This window comes from Pseudoxanthomonas jiangsuensis (assembly GCF_010093185.1).
GTDB classification, from domain to species: domain Bacteria; phylum Pseudomonadota; class Gammaproteobacteria; order Xanthomonadales; family Xanthomonadaceae; genus Pseudoxanthomonas; species Pseudoxanthomonas jiangsuensis.
The window spans coordinates 201,790-225,429 of record NZ_PDWL01000001.1 but is presented as its reverse complement, the minus strand read 5'-3'; the positions used below and the strand labels follow the sequence as shown (position 1 = coordinate 225,429).

The 23,640-nt window shown below is 72.5% G+C and carries 25 protein-coding genes; 14 read left to right on the top strand and 11 right to left on the bottom strand.

Annotated elements, in window-relative coordinates:
* Positions 1 to 142: 142 nt before the first annotated feature.
* The 3 genes from CSC62_RS01095 to CSC62_RS01085 form a co-directional block, all read right to left on the bottom strand.
* The gene (locus CSC62_RS01095; RefSeq protein WP_162404312.1) at positions 143 to 799 is read right to left on the bottom strand and encodes a glutathione S-transferase family protein; all 657 of its coding nucleotides are present in this window, start codon (positions 797 to 799) and stop codon (positions 143 to 145) included.
* Positions 796 to 2,535 carry an alpha,alpha-trehalase TreA gene (gene treA / locus CSC62_RS01090; RefSeq protein WP_162404311.1) on the bottom strand — a complete coding sequence of 580 codons (1,740 nt, stop codon included), beginning with the start codon at positions 2,533 to 2,535 and terminating at the stop codon, positions 796 to 798. The genes CSC62_RS01095 and treA overlap by 4 nt, the downstream gene beginning before the upstream one ends.
* Positions 2,536 to 2,722: 187 nt before the next feature.
* The gene (locus CSC62_RS01085; protein ID WP_162404310.1) at positions 2,723 to 3,319 is read right to left on the bottom strand and encodes an acyl carrier protein phosphodiesterase; all 597 of its coding nucleotides are present in this window, start codon (positions 3,317 to 3,319) and stop codon (positions 2,723 to 2,725) included.
* A gap of 95 nt (positions 3,320 to 3,414) precedes the next feature.
* Between CSC62_RS01085 and CSC62_RS01080 the strand changes: the two genes are divergently transcribed.
* From CSC62_RS01080 to fabV, 3 genes are all read left to right on the top strand, one after another.
* Positions 3,415 to 4,152 carry a DNA-formamidopyrimidine glycosylase family protein gene (locus CSC62_RS01080; protein WP_162404309.1) on the top strand — a complete coding sequence of 246 codons (738 nt, stop codon included), beginning with the start codon at positions 3,415 to 3,417 and terminating at the stop codon, positions 4,150 to 4,152.
* A 67-nt stretch (positions 4,153 to 4,219) separates the two neighbouring features.
* Positions 4,220 to 5,449, top strand: coding sequence for an MFS transporter (locus CSC62_RS01075; protein WP_162404308.1), 1,230 nt, complete (start codon positions 4,220 to 4,222; stop codon positions 5,447 to 5,449).
* 130 nt (positions 5,450 to 5,579) lie between these two features.
* The gene (fabV, locus tag CSC62_RS01070) at positions 5,580 to 6,788 is read left to right on the top strand and encodes an enoyl-ACP reductase FabV (protein WP_162404307.1); all 1,209 of its coding nucleotides are present in this window, start codon (positions 5,580 to 5,582) and stop codon (positions 6,786 to 6,788) included.
* A gap of 33 nt (positions 6,789 to 6,821) precedes the next feature.
* Here fabV and CSC62_RS01065 read toward each other — a convergent pair whose 3' ends face one another.
* Together CSC62_RS01065 and CSC62_RS01060 are read right to left on the bottom strand one after the other, a co-directional pair.
* On the bottom strand, positions 6,822 to 7,193 hold the full coding sequence (locus tag CSC62_RS01065; protein ID WP_162404306.1) for a response regulator: 372 nt from the start codon (positions 7,191 to 7,193) through the stop codon (positions 6,822 to 6,824).
* A 31-nt stretch (positions 7,194 to 7,224) separates the two neighbouring features.
* Entirely contained in the window at positions 7,225 to 9,609 is a 2,385-nt protein-coding gene (locus CSC62_RS01060) for a PAS domain-containing protein (protein WP_162404305.1), read from the bottom strand.
* A 135-nt stretch (positions 9,610 to 9,744) separates the two neighbouring features.
* On the opposite strand from CSC62_RS01060, the gene CSC62_RS01055 reads away from it, so the two are divergent.
* Positions 9,745 to 10,689, top strand: a complete 945-nt coding sequence (locus CSC62_RS01055; RefSeq protein WP_162404304.1) for a hypothetical protein — start codon at positions 9,745 to 9,747, stop codon at positions 10,687 to 10,689.
* Between the two features lie 13 nt (positions 10,690 to 10,702).
* Here the strand turns inward: CSC62_RS01055 and CSC62_RS01050 are convergent, their stop codons facing one another.
* Positions 10,703 to 10,954 (bottom strand): DUF3297 family protein, encoded by a 252-nt coding sequence (locus tag CSC62_RS01050; protein WP_162404303.1) that lies wholly within the window; start codon positions 10,952 to 10,954, stop codon positions 10,703 to 10,705.
* A gap of 275 nt (positions 10,955 to 11,229) precedes the next feature.
* Between CSC62_RS01050 and CSC62_RS01045 the strand changes: the two genes are divergently transcribed.
* From CSC62_RS01045 to CSC62_RS01015, 7 genes are all read left to right on the top strand, one after another.
* On the top strand, positions 11,230 to 11,688 hold the full coding sequence (locus CSC62_RS01045; RefSeq protein ID WP_162404302.1) for a PA2169 family four-helix-bundle protein: 459 nt from the start codon (positions 11,230 to 11,232) through the stop codon (positions 11,686 to 11,688).
* A gap of 213 nt (positions 11,689 to 11,901) precedes the next feature.
* Entirely contained in the window at positions 11,902 to 12,453 is a 552-nt protein-coding gene (locus CSC62_RS01040; RefSeq protein WP_162404301.1) for a YaeQ family protein, read from the top strand.
* A 73-nt stretch (positions 12,454 to 12,526) separates the two neighbouring features.
* The gene (locus tag CSC62_RS01035; RefSeq protein WP_425501974.1) at positions 12,527 to 13,666 is read left to right on the top strand and encodes a BaiN/RdsA family NAD(P)/FAD-dependent oxidoreductase; all 1,140 of its coding nucleotides are present in this window, start codon (positions 12,527 to 12,529) and stop codon (positions 13,664 to 13,666) included.
* Between the two features lie 147 nt (positions 13,667 to 13,813).
* Entirely contained in the window at positions 13,814 to 14,131 is a 318-nt protein-coding gene (locus CSC62_RS01030; RefSeq protein WP_162404299.1) for a hypothetical protein, read from the top strand.
* Between the two features lie 167 nt (positions 14,132 to 14,298).
* On the top strand, positions 14,299 to 15,636 hold the full coding sequence (locus CSC62_RS01025; protein ID WP_162404298.1) for a sensor histidine kinase: 1,338 nt from the start codon (positions 14,299 to 14,301) through the stop codon (positions 15,634 to 15,636).
* Positions 15,629 to 16,399: a LytR/AlgR family response regulator transcription factor gene (locus tag CSC62_RS01020; protein WP_162404297.1), complete on the top strand. Its 771-nt coding sequence runs from the start codon at positions 15,629 to 15,631 to the stop codon at positions 16,397 to 16,399. Before CSC62_RS01025 ends, CSC62_RS01020 begins: the two co-directional genes overlap by 8 nt.
* A 134-nt stretch (positions 16,400 to 16,533) precedes the next feature.
* Positions 16,534 to 16,878 carry a hypothetical protein gene (locus CSC62_RS01015; RefSeq protein WP_162404296.1) on the top strand — a complete coding sequence of 115 codons (345 nt, stop codon included), beginning with the start codon at positions 16,534 to 16,536 and terminating at the stop codon, positions 16,876 to 16,878.
* 30 nt (positions 16,879 to 16,908) lie between these two features.
* On the opposite strand, the gene CSC62_RS01010 is transcribed toward CSC62_RS01015, so the two are convergent.
* Both CSC62_RS01010 and msrB read right to left on the bottom strand, forming a co-directional pair.
* Positions 16,909 to 17,283 (bottom strand): YciI family protein, encoded by a 375-nt coding sequence (locus CSC62_RS01010; RefSeq protein WP_162404295.1) that lies wholly within the window; start codon positions 17,281 to 17,283, stop codon positions 16,909 to 16,911.
* Between the two features lie 61 nt (positions 17,284 to 17,344).
* Entirely contained in the window at positions 17,345 to 17,809 is a 465-nt protein-coding gene (msrB, locus tag CSC62_RS01005) for a peptide-methionine (R)-S-oxide reductase MsrB (protein ID WP_162404294.1), read from the bottom strand.
* Between the two features lie 177 nt (positions 17,810 to 17,986).
* Between msrB and CSC62_RS01000 the strand changes: the two genes are divergently transcribed.
* Positions 17,987 to 18,391 (top strand): host attachment family protein, encoded by a 405-nt coding sequence (locus tag CSC62_RS01000; RefSeq protein ID WP_162404293.1) that lies wholly within the window; start codon positions 17,987 to 17,989, stop codon positions 18,389 to 18,391.
* 42 nt (positions 18,392 to 18,433) lie between these two features.
* On the opposite strand, the gene CSC62_RS00995 is transcribed toward CSC62_RS01000, so the two are convergent.
* Complete coding sequence (locus tag CSC62_RS00995; RefSeq protein ID WP_162404292.1) at positions 18,434 to 19,000, bottom strand: DUF3016 domain-containing protein; 567 nt, start codon at positions 18,998 to 19,000, stop codon at positions 18,434 to 18,436.
* A 229-nt stretch (positions 19,001 to 19,229) separates the two neighbouring features.
* Between CSC62_RS00995 and yedA the strand changes: the two genes are divergently transcribed.
* Positions 19,230 to 20,132 (top strand): drug/metabolite exporter YedA, encoded by a 903-nt coding sequence (yedA, locus tag CSC62_RS00990; protein ID WP_162404291.1) that lies wholly within the window; start codon positions 19,230 to 19,232, stop codon positions 20,130 to 20,132.
* Positions 20,129 to 21,034, top strand: a complete 906-nt coding sequence (gene rarD / locus CSC62_RS00985; protein WP_162404290.1) for an EamA family transporter RarD — start codon at positions 20,129 to 20,131, stop codon at positions 21,032 to 21,034. Before yedA ends, rarD begins: the two co-directional genes overlap by 4 nt.
* Before the next feature lie 6 nt (positions 21,035 to 21,040).
* Here rarD and CSC62_RS00980 read toward each other — a convergent pair whose 3' ends face one another.
* Together CSC62_RS00980 and CSC62_RS00975 are read right to left on the bottom strand one after the other, a co-directional pair.
* Entirely contained in the window at positions 21,041 to 22,201 is a 1,161-nt protein-coding gene (locus tag CSC62_RS00980; protein ID WP_162404289.1) for an alpha/beta fold hydrolase, read from the bottom strand.
* Positions 22,202 to 22,327: 126 nt separating this feature from the next.
* Positions 22,328 to 23,638: an ABC transporter permease gene (locus CSC62_RS00975; RefSeq protein WP_162404288.1), complete on the bottom strand. Its 1,311-nt coding sequence runs from the start codon at positions 23,636 to 23,638 to the stop codon at positions 22,328 to 22,330.
* Positions 23,639 to 23,640 lie beyond the last annotated feature (2 nt).

The window sequence follows — 23,640 nt, the reverse complement described above, 5'->3', positions numbered from 1 at the left end:
GTGCGGGCTCCCCTCGAAGTCGATGTGAACGCTAACATCGAGGCTGCAAGCGAGGCCCGCTGCGGCGCATCACGGCGGCTGTGTACGAAGGCGGTGCCGTCGCTTTTCCGGCAGCGAGGCGGTTTCCGTATGTTCGCGTGCCTCAGTCGCGGTCCGGCGCACCCAGCGGGAAATACCCGCGGAACGGCCGCGCCTCGTCGACTGCACGGGCGAACGACGGGCGCCGCAGCAGGCGGCCGCGATAGGCGCGCACCTGCGGACAGGCCTCTGGGATCGCATGGCTCCAGTCGGCGTAGAACAGGAACGGCGCTGCGCCGCAGTCGGCCAGGCTGAAGTGCTCGCCCGCCGCCCAGGTCCGCCCGTCGGCCAGGTGCCGCTCCAGCCAGGCGTAGGCGGTGTCGAGCAGGCGCCGGGCCTCGGCCACGCCCCGCGGATCGCGTTCGGCTTCCGGCCGCAGCACGTCGAACACCAGCTTCTGCTGCGGGGTGGATACGTAGTTGTCGAAGAAGCGGTCGAGCAGGCGCACCTGCACCGCCTCCAGCGGGTCGTCCGGCAACAGCCGCACCGGACCGGGATGGCGCACCTGCAGGTATTCGACGATCGCGGTGGCCTCGGGCACGGTCAGGTCGCCATCGACCAAGACCGGGAAGCGCTTGAGCGGCCACAGCCGTTCCAGCGCCTGCTGGTGCGCAGGGTCTTCCAGGCTGCGGTACCCGAAGGCGGTGCCGTTCTCGTACAGGGCCACCAGCGCCTTCTGGCAGTACGAGGAAAAGGGGTGGGCGTAGAGGGCCAGGCTCATGGGGTCGGGACCGGTATGGGACTGTGGGGACGACGTGCCAGGGGCGCCAGGTTCGACCCCGGCGTGTCCGCATCCGCCGCCGCCGGCACCGAAGCGGCCGCGCCTGGCGCGTGCCGTTCCAGCTCCGGGTACGTGGCCAGCAGCTTGAGCACCACGCCGTTGGTCCAGCCGAAGCCGTCCTGCAGAGGGTACTCGCCACCGCCTCCGCCCTGCAGTGCACCGTCGGCGTCGTACTTCTCCACCAGCTTGCGGTCGCGTGCGAACAACGCCTGCACATTGCCGACGAAGGCGCGGGCGATGTCGGCGGCCAGCGCGTCCTGGCCATAGCGGCGCAGGCCGTCGACCGCGATCCACTGCAGCGGCGCCCAGACGTTGGGCGCGTCCCACTGCTGGCCGCTGTCGATCCCGGTGGTGACCAGGCCGCCCGGGCGCAGCAGCCGCGCGCGCGCGGATTCGGCGGTGCGGCCGGCACGTGCGGGCGAGGCGATGCCAGCGTGGAGCGGGAACAGCGCCGCGGCGGTCAGGGCGGGCGAGGGCGCGCCGCGGCGGAGGTCGTAGTCCGCGTAGTAGCCCTGCGGGTGCCAGAGGTGGCGTTCGATCGCCGCTGCGCGTGCCCGGGCCCGGGCGCGGTAGTCGCGGGCGCAGGCCGCATCGCCGGCGCGGTCGCAGGTGGCGGCGATGGTGGCTTCCAGGTGGTGCAGCAGGCTGTTGAGGTCCACCGGCAGCAGCTGGCTGGTGCGGATGGTCTCCAACCGCATCGGATCGGCCAGCCAGCGGCTGGAATAGTCCCAGCCGCTCTCCGCCCCGGCGCGCAGTTCGCGGTAGACCTCGCGCGGTGGACGCGCGGAAGCGGCCGCGGTGCGCTCGTCCTGCAGGAACGATTCCGGACGCGGAGCATCACGGTCGTCCCAGTAGCGGTTGAGCAGGCTGCCGTCGGTCAGCCGCACCACCCGCCGGTGGGCGCCGCCGGGCGCCAGCCGGTCCGCGCCGTCCATCCAGAACGCATGCTCGCGCCGCAGCTGCGGCAGGTAGCGCACGGCCAGGTCCGGGTCGTGGCGCGATTCCAGCTCGACCATGTGCGAGAAGAACGGCGGCTGCGAGCGGCTGAGGTAATAGCTGCGGCTGCCATTGGGGACATGGCCCCAGGCGTCGATCAGATCGGCGAAGTCCTCCAGCATCTGCCGCGACAAGGCATCCTGGCCGCTCTCGACCAGACCCAGCATGGTGAACCAGGAGTCCCAGTAGTAGAGCTCGCGGAAGCGGCCGCCGGGCACCACGTAGGGCTGCGGCAGCGGCAGCAGGCTGTCGTGCGCGGCCGGCCGCGGGTTGCTTCGGGTCAGCAGCGGCCAGAGCGCGTCGATGTGGGCGCGCAGGCTGGAATGGACGTCGATCCGGGTCTGCGCAGGAGCTGCGGGCAGCACGAATTCGCTCTGGACGAAATGGCGCAGGTCGAACCTTGGGGTGGCGCGCCGGGCAAGGTAGTCCGCCTCGATCGCGGCCGGTGCGCGGCGCGGCACCGCGTCGGCGAAGAACTTCTGGTCCTCGAACAGCTGCGCGCGCTGCACGGCGGCGAACAACTCGGGGCAGGCTTCGTCGAGGGCGACGGGCCGGGCCACTGCCGGCGCCTGGAGCTGTGCCGCGCCGGCCGGAAGCATCGGTGCGCGCGCCGTCGTGCAGGCGCCGAGGGAGAGCAGGCCGCACAACAGCCAGGCCAGGCGCGGACGCAGGGAGAACATGGCGGCCTCCGGACGGTCGAGAGGGGCCCGACCTTAGCAACACCGCGTTCGCGTGCCGTGCAGAAGGTGGTGGGGGAAGGCGCAGTGGAAGCCTGAAGAGCAGAAGCACCGGAAGCGGTGACTCCACGTCCGCAGAGGCCGTCGTGCACCTCAGCCCCGAGGCACGGCCCAGGCCAAGCCCGCGCTTCTACGCCATCCCCTCCGCACGCAGCTCCACCACGTAAGCCTGCAGCTGCGGATAGAACGTATCGAAGCTGGCGGCGATCGCGTCCTCGTGCAGGCGCAGCTGCGGCAGGCAGGCCACCAGCCGCTCGCCGTTGCGCGACAGCCGGCTGGCGATCCGGGTCACCGCGCGGTCGACGCTGTCGCGATGGCGGTAGGAGCCGAGCCAATCATGCGCGGCCATCAGCGGCACAATCCGGCGCAGGCGCTCGGGCAGGGCCTCCGGATCCTGGAGCAGGGCCGCGTAGGCCGCGGCGCTGAATTCCGCAAGCGGTACCTCGCAGTAGCGCGGCCAGTCCCGCGCCAGGCAGTGGTCGTAGTACACATCCAGGGCGATGCCGGCATAGCGGCGCAGGCCGTCCGGGAACAGCGCGCGCGCCGCCTCCACCACCGGGTGGCTGTCGGTGTAGCGGTCCACCCGGCGATGGACCACGATCTCGGTGCGCACCGGCGGCGGCCAGTCCGCCAGCGCCGCCCGGCCGAACACGAAGTCGCCCAGCATCGCCCCGAGCATGGCCTGCGGGCTGTGGCGGGCGAGATGGAGATGGGCCAGATAGTTCATGGGGCGCGAGCGGTGCCGGCGGCCAGTGTGGCACGCCCCCTGCCAGACCGCTGTCGCTTGACGGCACGCTCACCGCCGCGGCCGATACTGCGGGCGTGCCCGAAGGACCTTCCATCGTCATCCTCAAGGAGGAAGCCTCGCGCTTCGTCGGGCGCACCGTGGCGCGCGTGCACGGCAACAGCCGCGAGCCGATCCAGCGCCTGGCCGGGCAGCGCCTGCGCGCCCTGCACAGCTGGGGCAAGCATTTCCTGCCGGAGTTCGACGGCTTCAGCCTGCGCATCCACCTGATGCTGTACGGCAGCTACCGGATCGACGCGCCCAATGAGACGCCGCCGCGCCTGGGGCTGGTGTTCGACGACGGCGGCGAACTGGACTTCTACGCCTGCTCGGCACGCTTCATCGAAGGCCCGCTGGACGCCGTCTACGACTGGAGCGCGGACGTGATGAACGACGCCTGGGATCCGGCCGCCGCCCGGCGCAAGCTGCGCCTGCGGCCGCAGGCCCTGGCCGCCGACGCCCTGCTCGACCAGGATGTGTTCGCCGGGGTCGGCAACATCATCAAGAACGAGGTCCTGCACCGGATCCGGGTGCATCCGGAGAGCCCGGTCGGCGCCCTGCCGCCGCGCAAGCGCGGCGAGCTGGTGAAGCAGGCGCGCGAGTACAGCTTCGACTTCCTGCGCTGGAAGAAGGCCTTCGTCCTGCGCCAGCACTTCCAGGTGCACACCCGCACCCACTGCCCGCGCGACGGCCAGCGCCTGAGCTACCGCAAGCACCTGGGCCGGGCGCAGAGGCGGGCGTTCTTCTGCGAGGCTTGCCAGCGGCTGTACGAATGACCTGGCGGGACGCTGCATGCCGGGTTCCGCGCTTTCCCGGCTTGCTGCATTGCAGCATAATGCCGTCATGTCCAGCGCCCCCCTTCCCGCCAGCCCGGCCGGCACGCCCGTGCCCGCGATCACCCGCGGCCGCTACGTCCTGATCCTGACCGCCCTGACCCTGGGCGGATTCGCCATCGGCACCAGCGAGTTCGCCGGCATGGGCCTGATGCCGAACATGGTCGCCTCGCTGGGGGTGAGCGAACCCCAGGTCGGCCACCTGATCAGCGCCTATGCCCTGGGCGTGGTGGTAGGCGCGCCGCTGCTGGCGATCCTCGGCGGGCGGCTGTCGCGCAAGGCGCTGCTGCTGGCGCTGATGACGTTCTACGCCGCCGGCAACCTGGCCAGCGCGCTGGGCCCGGACTACCACAGCCTGCTGCTGTTCCGATTCATCGCCGGGCTGCCGCACGGCGCCTACTTCGGCGTGGCCGCGCTGACCGCGGTGTCGATCAGCCCGCCGCAGGCCCGCGGCCGCGCGGTCAGCCTGGTGATGCTGGGCCTGACCCTGGCGATCCTGGTCGGCACCCCGCTGGCGACCTGGGCCGGGCAGCTGGCCAGCTGGCGCTGGACCTACGCGGCGGTCTCGCTGATCTCGCTGGTCACCGTGGCCCTGACCGCGCTGTACCTGCCCGCCACGGTCGACGGCCCGCGCGAGACCCCGCTGGCCGAGCTGCGCGCGTTCAACCGCCTGCCGGTGTGGCAGGCCCTGCTGATCGGCGCCATTGGCTTTGCCGGCATGTTCTGCGTCTTCAGCTACCTGGCCCCGACCATGGTCCAGGTCACCGGCGTGGCCCCGGCCTGGATCCCGATGGGCCTGGCCGGCTTCGGCCTGGGCGGGGTGATCGGCAACATCATCGGCGGCTGGCTGTACGACCGGCTCAAGTTCCGCGCCGTGCCGGTGGTGCTGGCCTGGGCGGTGGCGATGCTGCTGCTGTTCCCGCTGGCCGCGCACGCGCCGTGGAGCCTGCTGCTGGCCACGGTGTGCATCGGCATGATGGGCGCGCTCGGCCCGATCCTGCAGTCGCACCTGATGGACGTGGCCGACGGCGCCCAGACCCTGGCCGCCGCCTCCCACCACGCCGCGTTCAACACCGCCAACGCCCTGGGCCCCTGGCTGGGCGGCATGGCGATCGGCGCCGGCTGGGGCTGGACCTCCACCGGTCCGGTGGGCACGGTCACAGCGGTGGCCGGCATCGGCCTGTACGCCTGGGCGATGCGCACGCTGACCGCCCGCCAGGCCTGCGCCGCCATCTCCTGAGGCCATTCCTGCCGGGCCGCGGTCCATACGCCGCGGAAGGGCCGGTTCCACGCCGGACGACTTAGACTGTGCCGCTCCGCCGGCGCCTTCGCGTGCGCCCGCGCCTCCATCCGCTTCCGAGAGAGTCCGCGTGGTCATCCATCCCAAAGTCCGAGGCTTCATCTGCACCACCGCCCACCCCGTGGGCTGCGCGAAGAACGTGTTGGACCAGATCCGCCACGTGCAGGCGCTGGGCGTGCGCCAGGACGGACCCAAGCGGGTGCTGGTGCTGGGCGCGTCCACCGGCTACGGCCTGGCCGCGCGCATCACCGCCGCCTTCGGCTACGGCGCCGCGACCCTGGGCGTGTTCTTCGAGAAGCCCGGCACCGAGAAGAAGACCGGCAACGCCGGCTGGTACAACTCGGCCGCCTTCGACCGCTACGCCAAGGACGCTGGCCTGTGGAGCCGCTCGATCAACGGCGACGCCTTCTCCGACGAGGTCCGGGCCAAGGCCATCGAGATCATCCGCGAGGAGATGGGCGGGCCGATCGACCTGGTGGTCTATTCGCTGGCCTCGCCGGTGCGGCGCCTGCCCGATACCGGCGAACTGAAGCGCTCGGCGCTCAAGCCGATCGGCCAGCCCTACACCGCCACCGCGGTGGACACCAACCGCGACCAGATCATCCAGGCCACGGTCGAGCCGGCCACCGAAGAGGAGATCGCCGACACCGTCAAGGTGATGGGCGGCGAGGACTGGGAGCTGTGGATCGACGCCCTGGCCAAGGCCGGCGTGCTCGCCGCCGACGCCAAGACCGTGGCCTTCAGCTACATCGGCACCGAGATCACCTGGCCGATCTACTGGCACGGCGCCCTGGGCAAGGCCAAGGAGGACCTGGACCGCGCCGCCCACGCCCTCGACGCCAGGCTCAAGCCCGGCGGCGGCCAGGCGAACGTGGCGGTGCTCAAGTCGGTGGTCACCCAGGCCAGCGCCGCGATCCCGGTGATGCCGCTGTACATCGCCATCGTCTACCGGATCATGAAGGACAAGGGCCTGCACGAAGGCACCATCGAGCAGCTCGAGCGCACCTTCCACGAGCACCTGTACGCGGCCGCGCCGCCGCCGCAGGACGATTCCGGGCGCCTGCGCCTGGACGACCGCGAGCTGCGCGACGACGTCCAGCAGGCCTGCCGCGAGCTGTGGCCGCAGGTCACCGCCGAGAACCTGTTCGAGCGCACCGACTACGCCAGCTACAAGCGCGACTTCCTCAACCTGTTCGGGTTCGAGCGCAAGGACGTGGACTACGACGCCGAGGTCGATCCGGTGACCCCGTTCGACGTGGTCGACCTGACCGCGGAGTAGGGCGGACCGGCGCCGTGCGGGCCCTGCATCCGCCTACGCCCGCGCGGTGGCCGCCTCGACGCAGTCGCGCAGCTCCTTGAGCTTGAACGGCTTGCCCAGCAGCACCAGGCCCGGGTCGAGCTCGACGTTGCTGTAGCCGGAGACCACCACCACCGCCGCCTGCGGATGGCGCGCGACCACCGCGCGCGCCAGCTCCGAGCCGGACATGCCGGGCATCAGGTGGTCGGTGACCACCACCGCCGGCACCAGCCCGCCGTCCATGGCGCGCAGGGCGTCCTCGGCCGAACCGGCCTCGACCACCTCGTAGCCCATGTCCAGCAGCACGTCGGCGGTGCACATGCGCACCCCCGGCTCGTCGTCGACGACCAGGGCGATCCTGTTCTGCGGTGGGGCGGCGCTGGCCATGGCGACTCTCCTTCCTTCTTGTTCTTTTTGGTCATTTCCGCGCGCCTGCGGCCGGCAGCCACAGTTCGATCATGGTGCCAGCCCCGGGCGCGCTGTCGATGTGAAGCAGGCCGCCGAGCTGCGAGGCCAGGCCATGGGCCATCGACAGTCCCAGGCCGGTGCCCCGTCCCACGCCCTTGGTCGAGAAGAACGGCTCGATCGCGCGGCTGCGGGTATTGGCGTCCATGCCGGTGCCGGTGTCGGTGACCGCCACCACCAGGTAGCGCCCCGGCGCCAGCGGCGGGCCGATGCCCGCGTCCACCTCGGCCGCGCGCGCCGAGAGGGTCAGGGTGCCGCCCTCGGGCATGGCGTCGCGCGCGTTCACGCCCAGGTTGAGCAGGGCCATCTCCAGCTGGTTGAAGTCCGCGCGCGCCGGCGGCAGGTCCGGCTCGTTCCGGACCACGATCCGGATGCGCGGGTCGAAGCTGCTGCGCATCAGCTGGGCGATGCCCTCCACCAGCGCATCCACGTCCACTTCCACCGCCTGCAAGGGCTGCTTGCGGGCGAAGGCCAACAGCCTCTGCACCAGCACCGCGGCGCGGTCGGCCGACTGCTGCGCCACCGCGATCGTGCGGTCGCGGCGCTCGGGCTTGGTGTCCGGGTCGGCGGCCAGTTCCAGCGCGGCCATGATCGGCGCCAGCAGGTTGTTGAAGTCGTGGGCCACGCCGCCGGTGAGCTGGCCCATCGCCTCCAGCTTCTGCGACTGGCGCAGGGCGTCCTCGGCGATCCTGCGCTCGGTGATGTCGATCGCCTCGGCCACCACCGCGGTCATGCCGCCGCCGGCGTCGTACAGCGGGCGCAGCGCCAGGTCGCAGGTGCGCACGCCGCCGGGCAGCTGCAGGGTCACTTCCTCGCGCACCGCCTGGCCGTCCACCGCGCGGGCGAACGCGGCCCGCACCCGCGCCGGCATCCCCGGGGTGGCGGTGAACCAGGGCGTCTCCCAGAACGGCAGCCCGGCCACCGCGGCCAGCGGCACCCCGACCGCGTCCAGCGCGGTGCGGTTGGCGTCCTGCAGGGCGCCGTCCAGAGCGCACAGCACCTGCAGCTGGTAGCTGCTCTCGAACAGGCTGCGCAGCCGCGCCTGTGAGTCGGCCAGTTCCGCGGCCGCGGCGCGGATCCCGGTGACGTCGCGCGCGCTGCAGTAGAACTTGCCGCCTTCCGGGGTGGCCACCCAGGACAGGATGCGGTAGTCGCCGGCGCGCGTGCGCATCCGGCATTCGAAGCCCAGCAGGGGTTCGCCGGCGTGCAGGCGCCCGCGCGCGGCCGCGGCGGCCTCCACGTCGTCCGGGTGCAGCAGCTCGCGCGCCGGGCGCGCGGCCAGTTCCGCCGCGCTCCAGCCGAGCACGCGCTGCCAGGCCGGGTTGGTGCGCTCCAGCACGCCCTCGCGGTTGAGCACGCCGAGCATGTCCGGGGTCACCTGCCAGGTCAGCGAGCGCTCCTGCGCCTGCGCGTCCACCTGCCGCTCCAGGTCCTCGTTGAGCAGGCGCAGGGCCTGCTCGGCCTGGGTGCGGGTGGTCACGTCCGAGCCGACCACGAAGATCCCGCCGACCTGGCCGTCGGCCTCGACGATCGGCTGGTAGACGAAGTCCAGGTAGCGCAGGCTGACCGGCGCGCCGGGCCCGGGCTGCTCGTGGAACTCGGCGGCGTGGGCGATGAACGGGGTGCCGGAGCGGTAGACCCGGTCGAGCACCTCCACATAGCCCTGCGCGGCCGCGTCCGGCAGCGCCTCGGCCACGGTCCGCCCGACCACGTCGCGCTGGCCCACCACCCGGCGGTAGGCCGGATTGGCGAACTCGAAGCGGTGCTCGGGCCCGCGCAGCATCGCCATGAAGGTCGGCGCCTGCTCGAACATCCGCGCCAGGCGCCCGTTCTCGTCGGCCAGGCGGCGCTCGGACAGGACCCGGCGGGTGGTCTCGTGGGTGATGTTGAGCATCGCCACCACCCGGCCCTCGGGGTCGCGCACCGGGGCGTAGGAGAACGTCCACCAGGTGTCCTCGGGGAAGCCCAAGCGCTCCATCCGCAGGTACATGTCCTCGCGCCAGGTGGCGGTGCCGGACATGGCGGTCTCGGCCAGCGGGCGGATGTCCTCCCACAGCTCCGACCACACCAGCGGGATCGGCTCACCCAGGGCGCCGGCGTCCTTGATCCCCAGGATCGGGATGTAGGCGTCGTTGTAGAACAGCAGCAGGTCCGGTCCCCAGCCCACGCACATGGCGAAACGCGAGCCGAGCATGATCGACAGGGTGGTCTTCAGCTCCGGCGGCCAGTCCTGCGGCGATCCCAGTGGGTGCCGCGACCAGTCGTGGCGGGCGATCCGGCGGGCCATCGCGCCGCCGCCGCGCAGGAACTCGGTGCCGGGGGCGAGGATGTCGTCCATGCAGGCTCGTGCCGGGAGGTAGCCGCATGCTCGCACAACGGCAGGTGAAGGACCGCCGCGCATTCCGCCCGGGCCGGGAACCGCCGCCGCCGCGCGGCGGTCAGGCAGGGGTCGTCCACCGTGCCGGTCCCGCGCTTGAACCCTGCCGTCCGCGATGAAGCCCTGCCGCGCCTGGTCGCCACCACCGCGACCGTGGCCCTGCTGGTGCTGGGCGGGCGCCTGCTGCTGGCGCTGCCCGGCGCGCCGCTGCCCGAGGCGGAGGAGCCGCGGATCCAGCTGCGCTTCAGCAGCCGCCCGCGCACGGCCGGCGCCTTGCCGCCACCGCCGGATGCGACGGTGGCCGCGCCGCACACTGGCGTGCACGCAACGGCCCTCGCCGGGCCGGCCACCGCGGCGCCCGCAGCGTCCGCGTCATCCGCCGCGGCGCCTGCGGCGGCTGCACCACTGGCCCTGTACGACGGACAGGGCCGGATCCAGCTGCCGGTCGGCGCCGTGCCGGAGTCGCCGACCACCCGCCGGGAACGCGATCCGCTCGAGCGCGCCAATCCGGTCGACTACCGCGGCACCCGCTTCGAGGACGCCTGGATCAGCGACGGCGACGCGGCCGACGTCGCCCAGCAGGAGCTGCGGCGGGCGCAGCAGAAGGTGGCCGAGGTCCTGTTCGGCAAGGACGTGCAGCACGCCCGGGCGCGGCCGTCGCCGGAGGTGCGCTTCAATCCCGCCCGCCACGAGCGTCCCTCCGACCTGGGCAGCGAGGCCACCGGCGACGCCTGGCGCGCCGCGCCGATCAGCTACGAGCCGGCGCCGGGCCTGGGCGGCGAGGCCAGCCGCCGGATCCGCGAGCGGGTCGCCGCGCTGGAGCGCGAGTATGCCGGCTGCGACCGCCAGCGCCTGGCCACGCTGGTGGCGCCGGTGCGGCAATCGCTGGACGAACTGCAGCGGGTCGAATACGCCTACGCCCACGGTGCCGACCCGGTGCGCGCCCAGCACCAGCTGCCGGCCACCGCCAACGGCGCCTGGGACCAGGCGCGGCGCGCGCTGTGGTACGCGGAACGGCAGCTTGCGGACTGCCGCAGCTAGCCGTGCGCGGCGCTCAGGCCTGAGCGGCCGGATCGAGGTAGTACGGCTCGACCGTGCCCTTGACCTTGATCGTCATCGGATTGCCGCGGCGGTCACGCGAACGGCCGACCTGGACCCGGATCCAGCCCTCGCTGACCGAATACTCCTCGACGTTGTCGCGCTCCTGGCCGTTGAAGCGCACGCCGACGCCGCGGTCGAGAACGGCCTGGTCGTGGAAGGGGCTGCGCGGATCCAGGGCCAGACGGTCGGGAGGGATTTCGCTCATCGCAATGCATTCGGTCGGCTCGCCGGAGCCGCCGGCGCGGTCGCGCAAGGATACGGCCTGGCCTGCCGCAGCGCAGCCGGGCCGCGCCGCAGGGTGATGACGCGGTGCCGCGGCGCTCACGTCGCGTTCGCCTCCGGCTCACGGCCGTTTGACCGGCATCGCGGCACCATCCGTCGCACAGCAACGAGGCATTCCCCACACGTTGCGGGCGGCGGTCCCGACAGGACGAAGATCCTGGTGCCGCGTTGCCGGACCGCCCCGCCGGAGGACATCCCATGACCGATACCCAGAAGAAGACCGAGCACAGCCTCAACGACCTGATCGCGATCTCGCGCGACGGCCAGGAGTTCTACCAGGAGGCGGCGCAGAAGGTGGAAGACGCCGAACTGGCGACCCTGTTCCGGCGCATGGCCGCGGTGAAGGCCGAAGTGGTGACCGCGCTGGCCCAGGTGGTGCAGGCCAGCGGCGGCACCCCGGAGCAGGAGGGCACCCTGGCCGGCAGCATCCGCCAGGGCTACACCAAGGTGCGCGCCGCCCTGGGCGACCGCCGCTACGCCTACGTCGCCGAACTGGAGGAGACCGAGGACCGCCTTCTGCACGCGTTCGACGAGGTCGTCGCCGACCAGGACACGCCGGCGGTGGCGCGCGACGCCGCTTTGCGCCTGCTGCCGGAGGTGCGCGCCTGCCACGACGTGATGCGCACCCGCAAGCAGGCGCTGAAGTCGGCGGCCTGAGGCACGCGCTTCGGCGGAGCGGCGCCGCTCCGCCCCTGCGGGCTTGCCGGATCGATCCGGCAAGCCCGTTTCTGTTTCCGGCCCGGTAGAGGCCGCGTTCCAGGACGCCGTGTCCGCCGTGCCTGTGCCGCGCCCGGCGTATCATGCGCCTCCCCTCCGCGGCCGGCCTCCACTCGATGGCAGGACGGCCGCACGCACAGGAACGATCCCGGCATGGCGCTCAAGGCCACCGTGGTCCGCGCCGAGCTGCAGCTCAGCGACATGGACCGCCACCACTACGCCCACTATCCGCTGACCCTGGCCCAGCATCCCTCCGAGACCGAGGAGCGGCTGATGGTGCGCCTGCTGGCCTTCGCCCTGCATGCCGACGAACGCCTGGAATTCGGCCGCGGCCTGAGCACCGACGAGGATCCGGACCTGTGGCAGCGCGACTACGGCGGCGAGGTCGAGCGCTGGATCGAACTGGGCCAGCCGGACGAGTCGCGGATCCGCAAGGCCTGCGGCCGTTCCCGCCAGGTGACCGTGGTCAACTACGGCGGCCGCGCCGCCGACCTGTGGTGGGAGAAGAACGCCGGCGCGCTCGCCCGCCACGGCAACCTCACCGTGCTCGACCTGCCGCAGCCCGAGGTCGAGGCGCTGGCCGCGCTGTACGCGCGCGGGATGAAGCTGGACGTGCAGGTCCAGGACGGCGAGGTCCGGGTGCTGGACGAGGCCGGGCGCGAGGCGGTGCTGCAGCCGACGGTGCGCATGGCGCCGGCGGCCTGACCTCCGGCCGGAGGCGCCGGTGTCCACCCACCCGTTCGACGCGATCGTCGTCGGCGCCGGCGCGGCCGGGCTGATGTGCGCGCTGACCGCCGGCGGCCGCGGCCTGCGGGTGGCGGTGCTCGACCATGCCAACAAGGTCGGCAAGAAGATCCTGATGTCCGGCGGCGGCCGCTGCAACTTCACCAACACCGGCACCACTCCGGCCCACTACCTCTCGGCCAACCCGCACTTCTGCAAGTCGGCGCTGGCGCGCTACACCCCGTGGCACTTCATCGACCTGGTCGAGAAGCACCGCATCGCCTGGCACGAGAAAGCGCCAGGGCAGCTGTTCTGCGACGTCTCCTCCAAGCTGATCGTGAAGATGCTGCTGGACGAGTGCGCCGCGGCCGGGGTCGAGGTCCGCAGCCACTGCGCGATCGAACGGGTCGAGCAGGCCGACGGCGGCGGCTTCCGCCTGCGCACCGCGCAGGGCACGTTCGCCGCGCCGGCGCTGGTGGTGGCCAGCGGCGGGCTGTCGATCCCCAGCCTCGGCGCCAGCGGCTTCGGCTACGAGCTGGCGCGGCAGTTCGGCCACGGCGTGCTGCCCACCCGCGCCGGGCTGGTGCCGCTGACCCTCAGCGGCAAGCACCAGGAGCGGCTGGCCGACCTGTCCGGGGTGGCGCTGGAGGTGGAGGCGCGCTGCAACGGGCGCAGTTTCCGCGAGGCCTTGCTGTTCACCCACCGCGGGGTGAGCGGCCCGGCGATCCTGCAGATCTCCTCCTACTGGCAGTCCGGCGACGAGCTGCGCCTGGATCTGCTGCCCGGCCGCGACGCGCACGAGTGGCTGCACGCGCAGCAGAAGCAGCGCCCGGACGCGGAGCTGAAGACGGTGCTGGCCGAGGTACTGCCGCGGCGCTTCGCCCAGCGCCTGTGCGAGGTCTGGCTGCCGAACCGGCCGATGCGCCAATACGACCCGCCGCAGCTGCGCCAGGCCGCGGCCCTGCTGTCCAACTGGCCGCTGGTGGCCAGCGGCACTGAGGGCTACCGCACTGCCGAGGTGACTCTGGGCGGGGTAGACACCGACGGCATTTCTTCCAGCACGATGCAATCGCGCCGGGTGCCGGGCCTGTACTTCATCGGCGAGGTGCTGGACGTGACCGGCTGGCTGGGCGGCTACAACTTCCAGTGGGCCTGGGCGTCGGGCCACGCGGCGGGCGAGGCGCTGCTGGCGTAGCGATCGCCGGCCATCGCCCGCGGCTGAACCTTTCAGTCGCCGCCCGCCGCTTTCACCCGTGCGCGACGCCGCGACTGGGACGCTTGCTTCCACAGGGGTCAGCGCCGCGCAGGAACGCACGGCGGAAGCACGGGATACCGGAACATCATGGAGAATTCACCGCCGACGGCCCGGCCGTCGGTCCTGATCGACATCGAACGCGAGCGGCAGCACTGGAAGGACCAGTACCACGCATTGCCGCGCGCGCGCGCCATGCGCAGCTTCGTGCGCTACTGGCCCGTGCTGTGCGCGGCCTACGACGTCTACCTCAATCATCCGCGCGCGGACGAAGGAGAGGGCCGGCGGCTGTTCCTGGAACGGGACAGCGTGCAGGCCAGCCCGCTGAACGAGACCGAGGCGGGCGAAGTGTTCGAGCGGGGGTGGGGGCGGATCCGCGGCGGGCAGGGGCGGCGGCTGGCGGGGTAGGGCGGCGGGCAAACCGCGCAGGCGAGGCCTTCGCTCCTCTCCGGGCACGGATTCACGCCGTGTAGGCCGTGTTCCATCGCCTCCGGCCCGGTTCCGTCGCCGCGCGGTTGTGCGGGCGCGGCGGCCGGCTATCCTCCGCGGCAATCGAACATCCCGCGGTGCCCCACGTGTCCTCCAGCCTGTTCCTGATCCTGCGCATCCTCTTCGCCTGGGCGGTGGCGGTCCTGCTGGCCGCCTTCGTCTGGGGCGGCGTGTTCGGCGGCCCCGGCGGCTTCTTCGCCCTGCTGGCCGTGGGCGCGATGGTCATGGCCCTGCTCGGCGCGGTCACCCACCTGCGCCGGGTGCGTCTGGTCGCCGGCCGCCTGGACGCGGCGGTGCTGAGCAATCACCAGCAGCGCCGGATCGAGGTGCCGCTGGACACCGGGGCCGCGTTCAACCTGATCGCCGCGGCGATGCGCGAGCTGCCGCGGGTCGAGGACATCGAGCCTTCGCCCGGCAGCCTGCAGCTGCGCGCGCGGGTGCGCCGGATCGATCCGTTCGGCGGCAACCAGCCTTCGCGCTGGAACCTGCTGGCGCGGCTGGCGATCACCCACGACCGGATCCTGGCCACGGTCCAGCCCGGCGACGGCACCAGCGGCCTGACCCTGCTGTGCGAGCCGGACGCGCCGCACTGGGTGGACCTGTTCGCGCTGGACGAGGGCACCAGCTACGAGAACGCCGAGGCGCTGCTGCGCGCGGTCACCCGCCGGGTGGCCGAGCAGCGCCGCGACGAACAGGCCGCCGCCGAGCGCAGCGCCACCGACAACGCCCTGACCGTGGCCCGGCTGAACCTGCTCCAGGCCCAGGTCGAGCCGCACTTCCTCTACAACACCCTGGCCAACGCCCAGGTGCTGGCGCGCACCGATCCGGCGCGCGCCGAGGAGATGCTCGGCCACCTGATCCAGTACCTGCGCCGCTCGCTGCCGCGCGAGCACGACGCCCTGTCCACCCTGGGCGAGGAACTGGAACGCACCCGCGCCTATCTGGAGATCCTGAAGATCCGCATGGGCGCGCGGCTGGAGCTGAAGATCGAGGTGCCCGAGGAGCTGAAGTCCCTGCAGCTGCCGTCGATGATGCTGCAGACCCTGGTCGAGAACGCGATCAAGCACGGCCTGGAACCCAAGCCGGGCGGCGGCACGGTCTGGGTCCTGGCGCGGCGTTTCGACGACCAGGCCACCGTCACCGTGGCCGACGACGGCCAGGGCTTCGGCGGCGCGACCTCAGGCACCGGCATCGGCCTGAAGACCCTGCGCGAGCGCCTGCAGCTGACCTACGGCGAGCGCGCGTCGTTCTCGATCGTGTCCAACTTCCCCAGCGGCGTGGCCGCGCCCCTGACCCTGCCGCTGCCGGCTGCGGCAGGGGCCGCCCCTGCCGCGCCGCCGGCGCCGTCCGCGCCATACATCCCGGCCGAGCACCCGCCCGGCGCGGTGCCGCCGCCGCTGCCCGGAGCCGCCCGCCATGGTTGATTGCGTGATCGCCGAGGACGAGGAACTGCTGCGCACCTCCCTGCTGCTGCAGCTGGGCGAGGTCTGGCCGGGGCTGCGGATCGTGGCCGAGTGCGAGGACGGCGCCGACGCGCTGGAAGCCATCGCCGCGCACAAGCCGGACGTGGCTTTCCTCGACATCCGCATGCCCGGCCTGACCGGGATCGAGGTCGCCGCCGCCCTGGCCGAGGTCAGCCCGCGGACCCAGGTGGTGTTCGTCACCGCCTACGACCAGTATGCGATCGACGCCTTCGAGCAGGGCGCGGTCGACTACCTGCTCAAGCCGGTGGCGCGCGACCGGCTGCAGGCCACGGTGCAAAGGCTGCAGGCGCGCATGGCCGGCGGCCGCCCGGACCCGGCGGCGCTGGACGCCCTGCTGCGGCACCTGGCGCAGCGCCCGGCCGAGCCGCAGGCCGCGCCGCCGCTGGCCTGGCTGACCGCCAACAGCGGCCGCGAGACCCGGCTGATCATGCTCGAGGACGTGGCCTACTTCCGCGCCGACAGCAAGTACACCGTGGTGGTCACCGCCGAGGGCGAGTCGCTGCTGCGCACGCCGCTGAAGGACCTGTTGCCGGCGCTGGATCCGCACAGGTTCCGCCAGATCCACCGCTCCACCATCGTCAACCTGGCCGCGGTCGCCTCGGTGGTGCGCGACGACAGCGGCAAGGGCCAGCTGCGGCTGAAGCAGCGGCCGGAGACGCTGGCGGTGAGCGTGCCGTTCATGGCCCTGTTCCGCGGCATGTGAAGCAGGCGGGCGATCGCCTGCGACCGATCGCCCGCCTGCCGCATCCACAGGAGGTCGCCGCGCTCGCCTGCGCGCGGTCCCCCGCACCGCCGCCGGCCAACGCGCCCGGCCCAGCTAATGCAACGAGGTGTCCGATGAAGCTCCTGACCGGCCTGCTGTCCTGCCTGCTCGCGCTGTTCGGCTGCGATACCCGTCCCAGCGTGACCAGCATCACCCGCGCCAGCGAGAACGGGGTCGATGTCCTCTTCAGCAAGACCACCCTGGCGGAAGGCGCGGCCACTTTCGAGTGCTTCGCCAGCCGCAGCGGCGACTGCCATTACCGGGTCTACGAGGAGGTCTGCGACGCCGGCGCGGACGCGTGCCGGCAGCGCACCCTGGAGGCGTTCGCCCTGGCGCCGGGCAAACGCCATCGGCTCGAAGGCCTGCCCACGGACGTGCGCCACTGCGTGACCGCGAATGCCGACGGCGCCTGTGGCTGAGGAGGCACTCGGCCCCGAGGGCGCGCTGGTTCAGGCGCCCACGCGCACCCGTTCGGCATCCATGTCGGCCACCGGCCGCACCTCCATGCTGCCGTAGCGCGTCCACGGGAACTGCCTGGCCAGTTCCACCGCCTGCTCCAGCGAATCGGCCTCGATCAGGTTGTAGCCGGCCAGCATCTCCTTGGTCTCGGCGAAGGGGCCGTCGAACACCGAGGTGCGACCTTCGCGCGTGCGCACGGTGCGCGCCTGCGCCGGGGCCTCGAGCCGGTTGAAACCCAGCAGGGTGCCCTGCGCCTGCAAGGCGTCGGCCTGGCCGATGCAGTGGCGCATCTGCGCGTCGAATTCCTCGGCCGGCACGGCGTCGAGCAGTTCCTGGTCGATGTAGACCAGCAGCAGGTACTTCATCGCATGGCGTCCTGGCGCGGAGGAACACGCATGGTACGCAACTGCGCGCCGGCGCCAAGCCTCAGGCCGGGCCGGCTTCGGCGCCGCCGCGGCGCAGGGGATCGGGCAGCGCCTCGCCGGCGTCGACGAAGCCCAGCGAGACCGAGTTCAGGCAGTGGCGCTCGTGGGTCGGCGGCGGGCCGTCCGGAAACACGTGGCCGAGGTGGCTGCCGCAGCGGGCGCAGACGATCTCGGTGCGGACCATGCCGTGGCTGGTGTCGCGGATGCGGCCCAGGTGGGCCTCGTCGTAGGGCGCGAAGAAGCTCGGCCAGCCGGTGCCGGAATCGAACTTGGCGCTGGAGCGGAACAGCGGCAGCCCGCACAGCCGGCAGCAGTAGGTGCCTTCGCGCTTGTTGTCGAGGAACACGCCGCAGAACGGCGCCTCGGTGCCGTGCTGCAGCAGGACCCGGCGCTCGTCGGCCGAGAGGGTCGCGGCCAGCGCCTGGAACTGGGCCTCGGTGGGCGGGCTGAGGTCGAAACGGCTCATGCGGGACTCCCTGGGAACGAGGGGACAGGTGAGGGCGCGGCCATCATGCCGCAAGCGGCGGCGGCCGGCGGTGGAGGGCGCTGGTCCGGTGCGCGGACGGAATCCTGACATTCCGTGCGCGGAACGCTAACGCCGTGCCGCCTAGGCTCGGGGTCCATCCCGCAGACAGGAGTGCCCATGCGCAGGATCCCCCGCGAAGCCTTGGTCCTGGTGGCCGACGGCGGTTCGGCCCGGCTGTTCCGCAACCTCGGCGGCGAGAACGGCGCCGTCCGCCTGCATCAGGAGGAAGCGCTGCTCCTGGATCCGGCCGAGGGCGTGATGCCGGCGGTGCTGCCGGCCGACGTGCCCCTGCGCGAGGCCGAGGAGGCCTCGTTCGCCCGCCAGCTGGCGCAAAGGCTCAACCAGGACGCGCTGGAGGGACGCTACGAGCACCTGGTGCTGGCGGCCGATCCGCAGACCCTGGGCCAGATCCGCCCCCTGCTGCACGAGCAGGTGCGCGGCCGGCTGCTGGCCGAGGTGCCGAAGAACTACACCAACGTCCCGCGCGAGGACATCGAGCGGGCGCTGGCGCCGGAGTTCTGATGTGGGTGGGCCGGGTCGACGCCGATGCGGCGTCGACAGGCCTTACGGCGACGCCGCCAGGTTGCGCTGGGCCGGCAGTTCGCGCCGCAGCCAGTCGTCGATCATGCGCTTCTCGTAGCGCAGGGGATCGGTGTTGCTGAGCAGCGAGCTGTTCATCAGGTAGCTGGTGTCGGAGAGCTTGTGCTGGCCCTGCGCCAGCACCTGGCCGTCGGCGCCGGTGATGCGCACGTCCAGGGTCATCCGCGGCGGATAGACGTCGCGCATGATCCGCACGCTGTCCCAGCGGAAGCCCAGGCCCGGCTCGAAGCGGCCGGCGCGCTGGATGTCGGTGATGGTGACCTCCATGGACTGGCCCGGGGCCAGGCGTTCGCCGGCCTCCTTGCGCAGGTATTCGGCCAGCTGGGTCACCCAGTCGCCCTGGGCGGCCTCCCAGCGGTTGCCGCTGAAGCGCAGCTCGGAGAAGGCGGACGGATCGGTCCAGGCGACCGCGACCTGGCCCTCGGCGGGCAGGGCGCGCGGGCGCTCCGGGTCGGTGACGTTGCGGGCCGATGCCAATGCCGGCAGCGCCGCCAGGGCCAGCAACAGGGAAGTGGTACGCAGCAGTTTCATGGTCGGACACTCCAGCGTGACGTGGCCGGAATATGCGCCCGCGCCCGGGGAGCGGCAAGCCTGCAGGACGCGGCCGTTGCGATGGCTTCAGGCGGCGCCCCCGCGGGCGTTCAGCCCCGTGGCCGCAACGCTGCTTTTCGCCCGGCCCGCCGTGGCCGTGACCACCGGCCCGGTCCGCGATTGCGGCGCTGGACTAGAATCGGCGGCCGCACCCGTTGCCTTCGCCCCCATGACTTCCCCCGCACAGGCCCCGGCCCGCGCCGCCGGCCTGGCCGTCGCCTTCGCCCTGGCCATCGTCTACGTGGTCTGGGGCTCGACCTATCTCGGCATCCGCTTCGCCCTGGAGGGCGGTTGGCCGCCGCTGAGCGCGGTGTCCGGCGCGCGCTTCCTGCTGGCGGGCGGAGCGATGTACGCCTTCCTGCGCTGGCGCGGGGTGGCCGCGCCGACCCGGGCGCAGTGGAAGAACCTGTTGGCGATGGGCGCGTTGCTGCTGTTGCTGGGCAACGGCTGCGTGGTCCTGGCCGAGCAGAGCGTGTCCTCGGGCCTGGCCGCGGTGGCGGTGGCCTCGGTGCCTTTGTGGATGGGCCTGTTCGGGGCGATGTTCGGGCAGAAGCCGACCCGCGCCGAATGGCTGGGGATCGCCATCGGCTTCGCCGGCGTGGTCTGGCTCAATGCCGGCAGCAGCCTCAATGCCAGCCCGGCCGGGCTGGTGCTGTTGCTGGTGGCGCCGCTGGGCTGGGCGTTCGGCTCGGTGTGGTCGCGCGGGCGCGACCTGCCGTCGCCGTTCATGGCCGCCGCCGGGCAGATGCTGTGCGGCGGGGCGATGCTGCTGGCCGCCGGCCTGTTGCGCGGCGAGAGCCCGCTGGCGGCGTCGCCGACCCTGCACGGCACCCTGGCCCTGGCCTACCTGGCGGTGTTCGGTTCGGTGGTGGCCTTCAGCACCTACGTCTGGCTGCTGCACCACGTGCGCCCGGCGCTGGTCAGCAGCTACGCCTACGTCAACCCGGCGATCGCGGTGGCCCTGGGCGCGTGGCTGGCCGGCGAGCGCTTCAGCGCCCACGACCTGGGGGCGATGGCGGTGATCCTGGCCGGCGTGGTCATCATCACCCTGGCCCGGGTGTTGCGGCGATGAGCGCGGCCACGGCCATCGACCGTCGCGGGCTGGCGGTCACCGCCGGCACGTTCGTGATCTGGGGCGTGGTGCCGCTCTACTGGCATCTGCTCAAGACCGTGCCGGCGATCCAGATCATGGCCCACCGGGTGCTGTGGAGCGCGCTGCTGGTGGTCGGTTGGCTGGCCCTGCGCGACGGCCTGGGCTGGCTGCGGCGGCTGGCGGCGCAGCCGCGTGCGCTGGGCGCGCTGGCGCTGAGCAGCGTGCTGATCGCGTTCAACTGGGGCCTGTACATCTGGGCGGTGAACGCCGGGCACGTGGTCGAGACCAGCCTGGGCTACTTCATCAATCCGCTGGTCAACGTGGTCCTGGGCGTGCTGGTGCTGCACGAGCGGCTGCGGCGGCTGCAGTGGATCGCGGTCGGCTGCGCGGCGGCCGGCGTGGCCTGGCTGACCTTCAGTGCAGGCTCGCCGCCGTGGATCGCGCTGGGGCTGGCGGCCTCGTTCGGGCTGTACGGGCTGGTGCGCAAGCTGGTGGCGGTGGACCCGGTCGGCGGCCTGGCGCTGGAGAGCCTGTACCTGTTCGTGCCGTCTCTGGCGTGGGTGCTGTGGGCCGAATGGGGCCATGGCGGCGGCTTCGCCGGGGCGTGGCCGCTTGGGATCGACCTGCTGCTGGTGTTCGGCGGGGTGGTCACGGCGGTGCCGCTGATCGGCTTCGCCTACGGGGTGCGGCGGATCCCGCTGAGCGTGGTCGGGCTGCTGCAGTACATCGCGCCGACCCTGCAGCTGCTGCTGGGGGTGTGGTTCTTCCACGAGCCGTTCGACGCCTCGCGCGCGCTGGGCTTCGGCGCGATCTGGCTGGGCCTGGCGATCTACGCCGGCGAGGGCCTGTGGCGCAGCCGGCGCAGGCCGCTCCCCGCGTAGGCAGCCTCACGCCCGCCCCGGCGGCAGCGGCTGCGGACAGGCGCCGCCGCCGTTGCCGGGGGTGCGGGCGAACCAGTCCTCCACCACCGGCGCCAGCCGGTCCAGCCGCATCGGCAGGCTCAGGTGGTCCTCGCCCGGCAGTTCCAGGTAGCGGGCGCGCGGCGCGGCCGCGGCCAGGGCGCGGCCATGCGCCACCGGCACGTGCGCGTCGTCGCGCCCGTGGATCAGCAGCACGCAGGCAGGGGCCTGCGCCAGGGCGGCGCCGACGTCGACCCGGTCCAGGTCCAGCGCCAGCCGGCGGTCGGCATCGGCGATGGCCGCGTCCAGGGTGTGCGGGTCGTACCGCCAGCGCAGCCACTGTGCCGACGCCCATTCGCGCAGGCTGTCGGGTGCGCGCTGCAGCATGTGCGGGACCATGTCGCGGATCGCCCGGCCGGCGTTGTCGAACGATTCCATCGCCACGACCCCGCCAAGCTGCAGGTCGTCGACCTGCGCGCCGAGATCGCGCGCGGTGAAGATCGCGGTGGCCGCGCCGTAGGACACGCCCATCACGTGCAACGGACCGGTGACTTCGCCCTGCGCGCGCAGCTGGCGCAGCACGGCGACCACGTCGGCGGCCTCGCGCGTGCCATAGCCTGAAGGCCCGGCGCCGGAACGGCCGTGGTTGCGCAGGTCGACGGCGATGGTCCGGTAGCCGCGCTCGGCCAGCTCCACCGACCAGGGCAGCAGCGAGCCGCCGTCCATCATCCAGCCGTGCAGCAGGATCACCGTGCCGCGCGCCGCGATCGGGTAGGCCGGCGCTTGCAGGGACAGCGTGTAGTCCATGCGCTGGCGCTGGCCGCCTTGCGCGCCCTGCCACGCGTAGCGCATGCGGTAGTCGCCCGGGTCGAGCGCGCGCCAGAACACGGACACGCCGTCGGGGGTGAGCACGTGGCCGCTGCGGGTCGGAATGGTCGCCAGCAGCGCATCGATCTTCGCGCCGGGCAGCAGCGGCGACACGCCGCCGGGAGCGGCCAGGCGTTCACCGAGCGCGCTGGCCGGATCGGTCAGGCCGCGGGCGCGGGAATGGGTGAAGCCGGCCAGCAGCAGGCAGGCGCACGCCAGCAGGAGCAACCGCGCCGCGAGGCCGCGGGGCCGGGCGATGGCGGACAGGGGAACGACGGACATGGCGGCGCATCGACGACGGCGGCCCACCGTAGCGCGTGACCGCGCCGTGCTTCTACCGCATTACGGTGACAGCGCGATGACAGCGCCGGCTCCGTTCAGCGGAGCCGGCGCCGGTGCGCGTGGATCTCAGAGCGCGCGCAGTGCGGTGGTGATCGGCAGCCGCGCCGCGCGCAGCGCCGGGAACAGCCCGCCGACCAGGCCGATGCCGAGCGCCCACTTCAGCCCCGACCACAGCAGCTCCGGGGTGACCTTGAACTGGAACACCACCGCGCTGAAGTTGCTGCCCATGGTCGAGGCGCTGTAGCCGTTGAAGATCAGCCAGGCCAGCAGGCCGCCGAGCAGGCCGCCGAACAGGGCCAACAGCATCGTCTCCAGCATCACCCCCACGACCACTGGCAGGCCGCGGAAGCCGATCGCGCGCATCGTGGCGATCTCCCGCGCGCGCCCGGCCACCGCCGCGTACATGGTGTTGAGCGCGCCGAACACCGCGCCCACCGCCATGATCGCGCCGATCACGGTGCCGAGGATGGTCAGCAGCTGGTTGAGCTGGCCGCTCTGCTTGGCGAAGTAGGCCTTGGTGGTCTCGACATCGAGCTTGAGCCGCGGATCGGACGCCATCGCCGCCTTGAACTGGTCGAAGCCGGCCTTGCCCTCGGTGCGCGCGCTGACCGACTGCCAGGCGCCGCGGTTGTAGGTGGTGGCCAGGGTCTGCGCGTCGGTCCAGATCTCCGAGTCGTGGACGTCGCCGGAGGCGAACACGCCGACCACGGACCACTGCTGGTTACCGAGGTTGAGCGTGCAGCCGACATCCAGGTCGCGGAACTGCTTCCGCGCGCCCTGGCCGACCACGATCTCGCGCAGGCCAGTGCCGAATTTCCGGCCCTCGACGATCTTCACCTTGTCGTGCACCGCCCAGCCCATCTCGCCCACGCCGCGGAACTGGGCGTTGACGTCGGTGCCGTCCGCGCGCGAGACCAGGTTGACCACCTGCGACAGCTCCGGCGACACCAGCGGCCGGCCTTCGCCGTCGCGGGCGATGCCGGGCAGGCTGGAGATCAGCGGCACCTGGTCGCGCATGACCACCGAGTTGGTCTCGGCCTGCGAACCGCCCCGCAGCACGATCGCCGTGCTCTCGTCGCCGGTGCTGTTCATGGTCGACTGGAAGCCGCGGCCCATCGACAGCATCGCCACCAGCACCGCGACCACGCCGGCGATGCCGACCACGATCACCGAGGACGCGCCCCAGCGCTGCGGCAGGCTGGCGATGCCGATCCCGGTGGCGGCCAGCGCCAGCCGGCCGCTGCGGGTCAGGAACAACCACAGCGCCAGCACCGCCGCCACGGCGAGCACGCCCTGCCACGGCAGCATGATCCACACCCCAAGTCCCACGACGAGCGCCGCGATCGTGAGCAGGTTCCAAAGCCATTGCATCTTCATGA

Excerpts from the sequence above, each read along its gene's own strand:
- CSC62_RS01095 (WP_162404312.1), bottom strand. The coding sequence starts at position 799 with ATGAGCCTGGCCCTCTACGCCCACCCCTTTTCCTCGTACTGCCAGAAG.
- treA (WP_162404311.1), bottom strand. The coding sequence starts at position 2,535 with ATGTTCTCCCTGCGTCCGCGCCTGGCCTGGCTGTTGTGCGGCCTGCTC.
- CSC62_RS01085 (WP_162404310.1), bottom strand. The coding sequence starts at position 3,319 with ATGAACTATCTGGCCCATCTCCATCTCGCCCGCCACAGCCCGCAGGCC.
- CSC62_RS01075 (WP_162404308.1), top strand. The coding sequence starts at position 4,220 with ATGTCCAGCGCCCCCCTTCCCGCCAGCCCGGCCGGCACGCCCGTGCCC.
- CSC62_RS01065 (WP_162404306.1), bottom strand. The coding sequence starts at position 7,193 with ATGGCCAGCGCCGCCCCACCGCAGAACAGGATCGCCCTGGTCGTCGAC.
- CSC62_RS01060 (WP_162404305.1), bottom strand. The coding sequence starts at position 9,609 with ATGGACGACATCCTCGCCCCCGGCACCGAGTTCCTGCGCGGCGGCGGC.
- CSC62_RS01050 (WP_162404303.1), bottom strand. The coding sequence starts at position 10,954 with ATGAGCGAAATCCCTCCCGACCGTCTGGCCCTGGATCCGCGCAGCCCC.
- CSC62_RS01045 (WP_162404302.1), top strand. The coding sequence starts at position 11,230 with ATGACCGATACCCAGAAGAAGACCGAGCACAGCCTCAACGACCTGATC.
- CSC62_RS01040 (WP_162404301.1), top strand. The coding sequence starts at position 11,902 with ATGGCGCTCAAGGCCACCGTGGTCCGCGCCGAGCTGCAGCTCAGCGAC.
- CSC62_RS01035 (WP_425501974.1), top strand. The coding sequence starts at position 12,527 with ATGTGCGCGCTGACCGCCGGCGGCCGCGGCCTGCGGGTGGCGGTGCTC.
- CSC62_RS01030 (WP_162404299.1), top strand. The coding sequence starts at position 13,814 with ATGGAGAATTCACCGCCGACGGCCCGGCCGTCGGTCCTGATCGACATC.
- CSC62_RS01020 (WP_162404297.1), top strand. The coding sequence starts at position 15,629 with ATGGTTGATTGCGTGATCGCCGAGGACGAGGAACTGCTGCGCACCTCC.
- CSC62_RS01015 (WP_162404296.1), top strand. The coding sequence starts at position 16,534 with ATGAAGCTCCTGACCGGCCTGCTGTCCTGCCTGCTCGCGCTGTTCGGC.
- CSC62_RS01010 (WP_162404295.1), bottom strand. The coding sequence starts at position 17,283 with ATGAAGTACCTGCTGCTGGTCTACATCGACCAGGAACTGCTCGACGCC.
- msrB (WP_162404294.1), bottom strand. The coding sequence starts at position 17,809 with ATGAGCCGTTTCGACCTCAGCCCGCCCACCGAGGCCCAGTTCCAGGCG.
- CSC62_RS01000 (WP_162404293.1), top strand. The coding sequence starts at position 17,987 with ATGCGCAGGATCCCCCGCGAAGCCTTGGTCCTGGTGGCCGACGGCGGT.
- CSC62_RS00995 (WP_162404292.1), bottom strand. The coding sequence starts at position 19,000 with ATGAAACTGCTGCGTACCACTTCCCTGTTGCTGGCCCTGGCGGCGCTG.
- yedA (WP_162404291.1), top strand. The coding sequence starts at position 19,230 with ATGACTTCCCCCGCACAGGCCCCGGCCCGCGCCGCCGGCCTGGCCGTC.
- rarD (WP_162404290.1), top strand. The coding sequence starts at position 20,129 with ATGAGCGCGGCCACGGCCATCGACCGTCGCGGGCTGGCGGTCACCGCC.
- CSC62_RS00980 (WP_162404289.1), bottom strand. The coding sequence starts at position 22,201 with ATGTCCGTCGTTCCCCTGTCCGCCATCGCCCGGCCCCGCGGCCTCGCG.
- CSC62_RS00975 (WP_162404288.1), bottom strand. The coding sequence starts at position 23,638 with ATGAAGATGCAATGGCTTTGGAACCTGCTCACGATCGCGGCGCTCGTC.